General features: G+C 67.0%; 7 protein-coding genes. 4 read left to right on the top strand and 3 right to left on the bottom strand.

Going from position 1 to position 10,088, the window contains the following annotated elements; translation table 11 throughout:
- The first annotated feature begins 65 nt into the window (after positions 1-65).
- Together EIZ62_RS07085 and EIZ62_RS07080 are read left to right on the top strand one after the other, a co-directional pair.
- A complete protein-coding gene (locus EIZ62_RS07085; RefSeq protein ID WP_156691866.1) occupies positions 66-4,535 on the top strand; it encodes an FG-GAP-like repeat-containing protein in 4,470 nt (1,489 codons plus the stop codon).
- 194 nt (positions 4,536-4,729) lie between these two features.
- Positions 4,730-5,419 carry a DsbA family protein gene (locus EIZ62_RS07080; protein WP_167536351.1) on the top strand — a complete coding sequence of 230 codons (690 nt, stop codon included), beginning with the start codon at positions 4,730-4,732 and terminating at the stop codon, positions 5,417-5,419.
- Between the two features lie 416 nt (positions 5,420-5,835).
- On the opposite strand, the gene EIZ62_RS07075 is transcribed toward EIZ62_RS07080, so the two are convergent.
- Both EIZ62_RS07075 and EIZ62_RS07070 read right to left on the bottom strand, forming a co-directional pair.
- Positions 5,836-6,771: an AraC family transcriptional regulator gene (locus EIZ62_RS07075; protein WP_156691864.1), complete on the bottom strand. Its 936-nt coding sequence runs from the start codon at positions 6,769-6,771 to the stop codon at positions 5,836-5,838.
- Between the two features lie 55 nt (positions 6,772-6,826).
- Positions 6,827-7,753, bottom strand: a complete 927-nt coding sequence (locus EIZ62_RS07070; RefSeq protein ID WP_156691863.1) for an NADP-dependent oxidoreductase — start codon at positions 7,751-7,753, stop codon at positions 6,827-6,829.
- Positions 7,754-8,364: 611 nt separating this feature from the next.
- Between EIZ62_RS07070 and EIZ62_RS07065 the strand changes: the two genes are divergently transcribed.
- Together EIZ62_RS07065 and EIZ62_RS07060 are read left to right on the top strand one after the other, a co-directional pair.
- Complete coding sequence (locus EIZ62_RS07065) at positions 8,365-8,814, top strand: hypothetical protein (protein ID WP_156691862.1); 450 nt, start codon at positions 8,365-8,367, stop codon at positions 8,812-8,814.
- A 53-nt stretch (positions 8,815-8,867) separates the two neighbouring features.
- Entirely contained in the window at positions 8,868-9,446 is a 579-nt protein-coding gene (locus tag EIZ62_RS07060; RefSeq protein WP_244375523.1) for a TetR/AcrR family transcriptional regulator, read from the top strand.
- An 83-nt stretch (positions 9,447-9,529) separates the two neighbouring features.
- Here EIZ62_RS07060 and EIZ62_RS07055 read toward each other — a convergent pair whose 3' ends face one another.
- A complete protein-coding gene (locus EIZ62_RS07055; RefSeq protein ID WP_156691861.1) occupies positions 9,530-10,021 on the bottom strand; it encodes an FBP domain-containing protein in 492 nt (163 codons plus the stop codon).
- Between the last annotated feature and the right edge of the window lie 67 nt (positions 10,022-10,088).

Below are 10,088 nucleotides of genomic sequence, written 5' to 3'. Positions count from 1 at the left end.
TATTGCAAGGTGTGTGGATATAGTTCGGCGCGCAATCCGGACACATCGAATAGGGGGAGAACTGCGTGTCCATACGTAGCAAGGGAGGGAGCTTCCGGAGGCGGCAGGCCGGACTGCTGGCGTTCGCGCTGGCGGGTGGGCTGCTCGCTCCGGGAGTGACGTCCGAAGCGGCCTACGCCAGTTCGTCGGATCACACGCTGGCGCAGACGGCCGACGATCCGGTGGCCGCTGGCTCGCTCAGCGAGGAGGACAAGGCGCTGCAGGACGCTGCAGCCTCTGGGAAACCCGTGGAGTTGGTGTCCGCGCGGACGGAGGCAAGTGACACCTGGGCACAACCAGATGGTTCTTTCTCGGTCAAGCGTCATGGGACAGCGGTACGCGTCTGGCGCCAAGGTGCCTGGGTTCCCTCGGATCCAGCGCTCGTCTTCGCGGCTGATGGTTCCGTCGTGCCCAGAGCGTCCTCGGTCTCGGTGCGGTTCTCCGGTGGCGGCAGCGGGCCCCTGCTGACCGGAGCCAAGGACGGACGCTCCCTGTCACTAGCCTGGCCCAAGCCGCTGCCCAAGCCGACACTGAACGGCAACGTGGCCACGTACCCAGAGGTGCTGGCCGGGGTCGACCTGCAACTGAAGGCGGAGACCGAGGGCTTCTCTCAACTACTGGTCGTCAAGACCGCCGACGCCGCTAAGAACCCCGAACTGGCCAAACTCCAGTTCGCGATGAACACCGTCGGCCTGACGGTCACCAAGGACGCGGACACGGGTGCCCTCGAGGCACAGGATCCGGCCGGGCAGACGGTGTTCACGAGCCCCACCCCTTTGATGTGGGACTCCAGCCGGCCGACGAGCCCTACGATGCGAACCTTGGCCGCCGAGGCGCCGGCGGATGCCTTCGAGCCCGGCGCAGGCGCCGAAGAAGCGCAGATGGGAACCACCGTCACGGGTGACTCGCTGACCATCACGCCGGACCAGGAGTTGCTGACCGGTGCCGGGACCACCTACCCCGTCTACATCGACCCGAGCTGGGCCTGGGGTGAGTGGCAGCACTGGGCCCGTGTCTACAAGGCGTACCCCAACACGTCCTTCTACGACGTCAAGGAAGTCGTACGCGTCGGATACGAAGCCGAGACCGGCGGCAGCGACCGCGTTTCCCGCTCGTTCTTCCAACTCGACACCAGCGACGTAGCAGGGGCCCAGATCAAGGAAGCCACCTTCCGGATCCGCAACACCTGGTCCTGGTCGTGCCAGCCACGCCCCATCGAGCTGTACGAAACCGGTGACATCTCCCGCAAGACGACCTGGCGGAACCAACCGGCCAAGATCGGCGGCGACAACGTCAAGCCACTTGCGACCGTGAATGACGCCAAGGGCTGGAGCAAGGACTGCGCCGCGGGCAACCTCGAGTTCAATGCCACTCCCGTCGTACGCAAGGCGGCCGCCAACAAGGACGCTGGTGTCACCCTCGGCCTCTATGCGGCCAACGAAGAGGACACCTTCGGCTGGAAGAAGTTCGACCCGAAGACCGCCACACTCGAAATCAAGTACAACCACCCGCCCAAGACGCCGACCGGTCTGGGCACTAACCCTCGTACCAGTTGCACCGCCGGGGGAACCATCGGCAACAGCGCGGTGAGTCTGTACGCGAAGACCGACGACCCGGACGGTGGCAACCTCACAGCACAGTTCCAGCTGTTCAGGACGGGCTCATCGACCCCGACAGTCCCCGTTGTCGACACCAGCCTGCCTGCACTGAAGGGGCGCGTCACCACCCTAGTCCTGCCCGCGGAGAAGACCCCTTCCGGCGACTACACGTGGAAGGTGCGCGCAAAGGACCCTGACGGTGCGCTGTCCGCGTGGAGCACGACGTGCAAGTTCAGCCTCGACCGCACTCGTCCCAGTCAACCGCCGCTCATCACATCCGAGGGCGGCAAGTTCCCCAACGGGGAGGACGGCTGGCCGGCGCAGACCGGTCCGGCACGAAGCGCGGGCAAGTTCCTCTTCGCCAACAACGGAGTCAAGGACGTCGTCGCCTACTACTGGTGGACCGACACGAACCCCGAAGTGCGGATGACCCCCGCAGGCGTCGCCTCCGCTCTTGTCACACCTCCCTCATACGGTCCGCACCTGGTGCACGCGTACAGCGTTGACAAGGCCGGCAACCGGTCCGACCAAGCCACCTACCTGTATTACGCCAATCGGGCCGAGGCACGGGACAAGCCGGGTGACCTCACCGGTGACGGGTTCCTGGACATCTGGAGCACCGACATCAACGGGACTCTCCTCACCTACGTGGGCCAGGGGAACCGGGACTTCTCCTCCGCGACCAACGCGGGCGCGAGCTTCCCCGACCAGCAGGTCACATACAGCGGTGACTGGCACCAGGATGGCCGTAACGACCTCATAGCCCTCGAGTACAGCGAGAACAGTCTCAAGAAGGAGCTCGTTGTCTACAGCAACAACGGTGAAGGTAGCATCAACCCGGAGAGCAGACTGCCGCTGAAGGTCAGCTGCCCGGTGCCCACGTCGTCCACCCGCTGCAAGGCAACCGAAACCTGGAACGGGGACGACCACTGGCACAACGCCGAGCAGATCACGACAGGCGGTGACATCAATAGCGACGGCATGGCTGATCTCCTGGTCAAGCAAGGTAGGCACCTGTGGGCCTACTACGGCAGCCGTGGCGCCAGACTCGACGTGACACGCCCGCACGCCATCCTCGTCGGCGCAACCGACTGGGACCGGTTCACGGTCATCGTGGCGGGCGACCTCAACGGAGACAGACTTCCCGACCTCCTGCTTCGCGAGGACGCCTCCGGAGACCTCTACCGCTCCTACGGCAAACCCGACGTCGACGGCACCCTGAACCTCGCCACCTGGGGCACACCGGCCAACCGCGTCAAACTCACGAGTAGCACACACCCCAAGAGCCTCTACCCGACCCTCGGCGTGACCGGAGACCTCGACGGCGACGGTAATGGTGACGGGGTTTTGGACGGCGACGGCATCCCCGACCTGTGGGGGCGCAAGTCCAACAACACCCTCGTGGGCTGGCCAGGGCGTAAAACCGGAAGCGACTACAGCGGCATCGGAGCCTACTTCACCATCGACGGTCCCACAGGCGGTGAGCACATCGCAGCGGGCACGGAGCTCAAGTCAGGCCAGTCAGTGGTCGGCAAGAAGGTCACGCTCACTATGCGCGGTTATGTGAACGACGCAAATCCGGGGGGCGACCTGGTAGTCACCTCTAATGCGGCTCCGTCTCAAGTCCTGTGGTCCACGGACACTCGAGGCCACAAGGGTGCCACCGCGCGAGTGGAGGCGAACGGGAACCTGGCCGTCTACAGTAGTGATGGCAGCACCAAGCTATGGACTGCCGACGTGACCAATGCGGGCGCGGGCTACGCCGTTCTGCAGGACCGCGGAAACTTGGTTTCCTACAACGCCAAGGGGCAAACGCTCTGGAGTAATGGCGCCGGTCCCCGCCACGACTACAATGGCGACGCGCGCAGCGACATCGGTCTGTGGTACGACTTCGATGCGGGGACGGATGCCACGTATACGCTGATGGCCAAATCGGATGGCACCTTCGATCTGCCGATGAAGTCATATGCAGCCGCAGCGGGTGCCTGGGAAGCCAAATACATGAAGTTCGTCACCGGAGACTTCAACGGCGACGGACGTGGCGACATGGCAGCCCTTCAGCCGTCCAGCGACACCAGCCTAAAATTGTGGACGTCGCTCGGTAGGGTGGATGGAGGCTTCGCCGCTCCCTTCGCTTCCTGGAGCGTGCCGCCTGGCGTCATGCACGGCAGCTACATGACACCGCAAGCCGGCGATTTCAATGGGGACGGACGTGATGACATTGCCGTCTGGTACGCCTACCCTGACGGAACCAGCAAGCTGATCACTTACACGGCCGACATCAAGGGCGGATTCAACAAACCCTTCGAATCCTGGACCGCACCTGAGGGAACCTGGCTCAGGGACCGCTGCAAATTCGTCACCGGCGACTTCAACGGAGACGGGCGCGACGACCTCGGCATCTTCTATGGACAAGGTGACGACACCGTCCGCAACCACACCTTCCTCGCCACGGCGGCGGGAGGATTCGCCAAGCCCACCTCATGGTGGTACAGCAGTCACCTGGACTGGGATCTCGTCATCCCCAACGCCGGCGACTTCAACCGTGACGGCCGCGACGACGCCATCCTCTGGGACGACAGAGCTACCACCAGTGACAACGTGTCGACGATCATTGCCGAGTCCCATGAAGACAACAAGTTCGACTCCGCCTACGTTTCGCTGATCGCTGACCCCAGCTGGCAAGTAAACAAGAGTCAGATGGTGATCGGCGACTACAACAGCGACGGGTACGACGACATCGGAACCATGTACCACCAGCCGGATGGTGCCGTGAAGATGTGGACATGGACCGCGAAACCGGACGGAAAGTTCAACGGCGCAAAGCCGAGTGCCTGGATCTACACATCGGACCAGTGGAAATACGAATGGACTCGATTCTTCAAGCCGTACAACTAGCGTGCTGTAGCTCGAGCTTTGCGTAAGTGTGATCACGTCGCCCTGTCCGCAGCCTCGTCGCTGGACAGGGCGACGTTGCGTACCCCGTAGGGTCGGGATGGCCCATACTCAACCCTCTCGCCATGACCATCGGGCCCGGGCGTACCCTGCTCCCCGACCCTGTCAGGTCTGGCAGGGCTGGGGAGGGGAGCCTCATGGGTGAGATGCGCAATCTGGGGTGTGCGCTCGCGGCTTGTGTCGCCGCAGCGGTGGGGATCGGGGTGTACGGCCCGTGGTGGAAGGACGAGCCGAAGCCGCTCATGGGGGAACTGCCCGAACGGCTGGATACGCAGACGATGGCCGTCGTCGTCGGTGACCCGTCCGCGCGCACGACGGTCACCGTGTTCGAAGATCCCCGCTGTGTCATGACGCGGGAGTTCGAGACCTCGGGCAGTGGTGCTCATCTGGTGGAGCTCGCCCGGCAACGCAAGATCAGCGTCGAGTACCGATTCGCGACCTTCATCGACGGCAAGCAGGGCGGTTCGGGATCCAAGAGGGCGGTGGCCGCACTGGGAGCGGCGCTGGACGCGGGGAAGTTCACCGAACTCCACGGACTGCTGTACACCAACCAGCCGTCGACGGAGGCCGTCGACGGGTTCACCGACGACAAGCTGCTGAGCATCGCGAGCAAGATCCCCGGGCTACGCGGCACCACCTTCGACCAGGCCGTCAGGAAGGCGGGCGACAACGACTTCGTCACCGAGGCGGACGAGGCTCACGCCAGGGCGGGATCGCCCGCCACTCCCACCATTCTGGTGAACGGTCAACCGCTCCCCGTCGCCATGGCCGATGCCATCTACGACAAGGACGACTTCGCCGGCATCATGCGCAGCTACGTGGGCTGAGCCGCTGCGGTTGCCGGGTGAGGAGCTGCTGACGCTCGTTGGACGCTCCTCGCCCGCAATCGCACGCCACCCCTTGAGGGAGAGGTCCTCTGACCTGCACGTTTTGCCATTCCGGCTTGCCCTAACATCGTTCCGATGACGCATCATGTGGAGTGCGTGGCGATTCTGGAGCCGGTGAAGTAGGGCCGCGGCCCGACCGCGCCATAAGCTGCTGCGGAGCGGCACGTCACGGGCGGCTGTGCCATCGCACTGGGCCAGTTGTTGGACTGCTGGTCCACGAGCGCGGCCTGCGCCCCACGAGCGGCGGAACCCTCAGGCCTGTCCCCCAGGCCCGTGCACGTGGGTGCGGGCAAGGCCCAGGTGGAGGTGGCGCGAGCGCCTGGAACCCGAGGTCGTCCTCTGAGGAGCACCAGACCTCAGGCCGCGCGCGCCTCACGCCGGTAGCCGCCCGGGGCCTGCCCGTACTCGCGCTTGAAGGCCTTGGCGAAGGCGTACTCGGAGCCGTAACCGGTGCGCGCGGCGACCGTGGACAGCGGGGCTTCGGACTCTCGAAGGAGCCGCGCGGCGGTCGTCATGCGCCAGCGGGTCACGTACGCCATGGGCGGCTCGCCGACCAGGTCGTTGAACCGGCGGGCGAAAGCCGCACGGGAGAGGCCCGCGTGGGCGGCCAGCGACTCCACGGTCCACGGGGCGTCCGGCTTCGCGTGGATCGCCGCCAGGACCGGCGCGACCCCCGTGTCACCGAGCGCGGCCGCCCAGCCATGGGTCTGCGCGGTCCGACCCTGCTCCAGCCAGGCGCGCAGGATGTACAGGAGCAGCGAGTCGATCAACGCGGGCACGATGCCGGCCGAGCCCGGCCGCGGCTGCTCCAGCTCCGCGCGCAACAACCGGATCGCGGAGGCGAGATCGGGGTGCCGGACGGGGTTCGCGGGCAGATGGATGATCTCCGGCAGCTGCCGTACGAGGGGGTGCGGACGGGCCTGGTCGAGGTGGTAGTTCCCGCACAGCAGGTCGGTGCGGGCCCCGTCGCCGCCGACGGTGACCGTGCCGAGCGGGGAGCCCGGACTGAACTGGGACTCCCGCTCGACCTCCGCCGGCGTGGCGGGATGGTCGGCCAGGATGTGACCGCGCCCGTCCCGCAGGAAGACCACGTCGCCCGGTCCCAGCGGGAGGGACGGCTGCGGCGCCGCGTCCTCCAGCGGGACGAGCCAGCACGTACCCGACAGCACCACGTGAAAGCCCGCCCCGGCCACGGGGGGCAGCCTCAGCCCGAAGGGCACACGCCCGGTGGTCCGCACGGAGACGGGTCGGCCGGTACGCATCGAGGCCAGCACCTCGGTGAGGATGTCCAACTCCGCCCCTCTCCGCGGATCTTCCGGTCTTCCTCCGCACTCTAACCCGCCCTGCTCAGGCCACGGTCAGGACGACCTTGCCGCGGGTGCGGCCCGAACCGACCAGTTCGTGGGCCTTCGCCGCCTGTTCGAGCGGGAGCGTCGCGGAGACGTGCGGGCGGATGCGGCCCGCGTCGATCAGGGCCGCGATCGCCTCCAGGGAGGCGTAGTCCGGTTCGACCGAGATCCCGGCGAAGTGGCGGCCCTCGTCCTCGATGCGGGCGGCGAGCTCGGTGTTCCAGTGCTCCATGATGCTGACCAGCGTGCCGCCGGGCCGCAGGACGCTCAGCGCACGCTCGCCCTCGGAGCTGGAGTCGAAGACGACGTCGACGTCCTTGACCGCTTCGGTGTAGTCGGTGGTGCGGTAATCGATGATCTCGTCGGCCCCGAGCTCGCGGACGAAGTCGTGGTTGGCGGCGCTCGCCAGGGCTATGACGCGGGCGCCGCGCGCCTTGGCGATCTGCACCGCGAAGTGGCCGACGCCACCGGCCGCCCGGTGGATCAACACCCGCTGATCCGCGGCGACGTGGGCGGCGTCGACCAGGCCCTGCCAGGCGGTGAGGGCGGCGAGCGGCACGGCGGCGGCCTGCACGTGGTCGAGCGTCGCGGGCTTGCGGGCCACCTGGCGCGAGGGCACGGCCACGTAGTCGGCGTAACCGGTGGCGGCTCGCGGGAAGAACGGCATGCCGAAGACCTCGTCGCCGACCTTGAAGCGAGCACCCGGTCCGGCTTCCTCGACGACACCGGAGATGTCCCAGCCCACACCGAACGGCGGCTCGCCGAGCAGCGGGTAGGCGCCGGAACGCACCGCCACGTCGACCGGGTTGACGCCGCTCGCGTGCACGCGGACGAGGACCTCGCCGCCGAGCGGGGCGGGCTTGTCGGTCTCGGTGAGCTCCAGGACCTCGGGGCCGCCGAAGGACTTCTGGATGACAGCACGCATGGTGAACTCCCTTTCACAATCGTGGAATCGGGGCGAGCGCCCCTCGACTGCCTCCACATTAGGAAGATCGAACGAGCCGCTGAATATCCTCCAGTCTTGGAAAGATGTCCGAGCGTCCAAGCATCCGAGCATCCAAGCGCCCGAGGGGGAGGAGGCGGTCGTCCGTGGCCCCGGTGACGCCGGGTCCGCCTGCGCAGGCCGCTCGGCTGCTCGCAGCGCTCGCTGGGCGCAGCGGGTGTCCGCTCACCGCCGAGACCGCCCTTCCGGCGCGCTTCGCCGCTTCCCGCCCGGGGCGTCAACACCCACACGGCAGTCGACGGCGTGCATTGTCACCGCAGGGGCCTGGGTGAAGCGGTACCCGAGCCGGCCCACGATGGTGCGACCGGTCGACCACTCCGGCAGAGACGCAGACGCAGAAGCCGCGACCGGCGATGGTGTGACCCGCACCCTGGCCACCACGCGACGGTCGCCGCTGGCCACAGCCGCGGCTGCGGTTGGTCGGTGACGACGACAGGACGGGTACGGCGGTAGGCGCCTGGTCGGTCCGCTCGGGGCGATGACGGTGGTTGCTGCTCGAACACGGTGCGGGTGCCAGGTGCGATCCTGCGTGCATGAAGCATCTCGGAGACGCGTACCTGCGCACCTGGACCCTCCGCCTCATGGCCCTCCTCGCAGCCGACATCCAGGATCAGCTCGCCTGGCCGGGCGGGCGTGAGCTGAAGACCAAGGACGTCGTCGAAGAGGTGGAGCTCCTCTGCCGCGTCTCCGAAGAACTCGCGGAGCGCAGCGCATTCGACTCGAAGGCCCTGCGCCCTCTTCGGGTCATCGGCCGTCGCCTCGGAGAGATCGATGGCACCTGCCGCGCCGGCCTCTGGACCAACGCCCTGGCCACAGATCCGGCATGGGACGACATCCGCCGTCTCGCACGCCATGTCCTCCTCACGACTCTGGGCGACTGGCGTCAACCGCTGCCACGCCCCGCGGCCCGCCCCCGGGCGACCACTGAGCCCGTACAGGCGCCTCTCACCACGCCTCCACCTGAAGGGGCGACAGGAAAGTAGTAGGCAGTAGGCTGGAGTCTTACGGTACCTGGCTTGGATCATTAGGGAAGCACGTGAGAAGACGAGCCGGCCTGACCGTCGATAAGATCACGCAGGCCGCTGCCGCCCTGGCCGACGAGGTCGGAATCCAGGCGGTCACCCTCTCGGCGCTGGCCCGTGACTTCGGGGTCAAGGACGCCAGTCTGTACGCGCACGTCAAGAACCTCCAGGACGTACGGACCCGGGTGGCGCTGCTCGCCGCCGAGGAGATGAGCGACGAACTGGCCGCCGCCATCGCCGGCCGGTCCGCGAAGGGTGCCCTCCTGGCTTTCGCCGACGCCTACCGTGCGTACGCTCTGCGCTGTCCCGGACGGTACGCGGCCACGCAGATGAGGCTGGACCTCGACCAGATCGCCGACGCCAAGGGGTTCGTCCGCAACATCGAGCTGACGTACGCGGTGCTGCGGGCGTACGAGCTCGAGGAGCCTGACCTGACCGATGCGGTCCGGTTCATGCGGAGCACGTTCCACGGCTTCATCACCATTGAGGCGACCGGCGGGTTCGGGCACCCCAGGGGTCTGGACGAATCCTGGCGCAGGGTGGTCGAGTCGGTTCACACCGCGCTTGGGCAATGGCCGCGGGGTACTGACTGACACCGTGACGGTGCCAGAGCCCGCGGCGGGATCGACGACCCGTACGCGACGCGGCGCCAGAGGCGCCAGATGCGTCAGGAGCGTCAGAGAAGCGTGTTGAGGAAGCCGGCGAGCTTGGTCCGCAGGCGCTCGACCTTCTCGTCCACCGTCAGCGACTCCTTCATGCGGCCCCCGGGCTGGGCCCGCTTCTTGCCCCGGACGTAGAGGGAGCAGGCGAGGTCGCTGCATACGTACTCGCCCACCGTGTCGTCGCCGTCGCCGCTCTGGCGTGCGCGGCGCGCGGTCATCAGCGTCACCCCGCTCGCCGGGTGCGTCGTCAGGCAGATCGAGCACATCGACTGGTGCCGCAGGCTGCCCCGCTGGGACGGCAGACGGAAGGCGAGGCCCACGAGGCGGCCCTCGTGCTCGGCCACGAGGTAGCTGCGCTGCGGAGCGGCCGGGTCGCGCCAGCCGAGGAAGTCGAGGTCCTCCCACGGCAGTTCGGGGAGACCCCGCGGCGTCGTGAGGCGGGAGGCCTCGCCCTTGCTGCAGTTGACGAACGAGGCGCGGATTTCCGGGTCGGTCAGTTCCTTCATGATCCTGACCGTAACAACATCTATGTACAGTAGGCAATTGCCAAGGGGTCCTAGGTAGAGTTCCGTG

This window comes from Streptomyces ficellus, assembly GCF_009739905.1.
GTDB classification, from domain to species: Bacteria; Actinomycetota; Actinomycetes; order Streptomycetales; family Streptomycetaceae; genus Streptomyces; species Streptomyces ficellus_A.
This window is presented reverse-complemented; position numbering and strand designations above follow the sequence as displayed.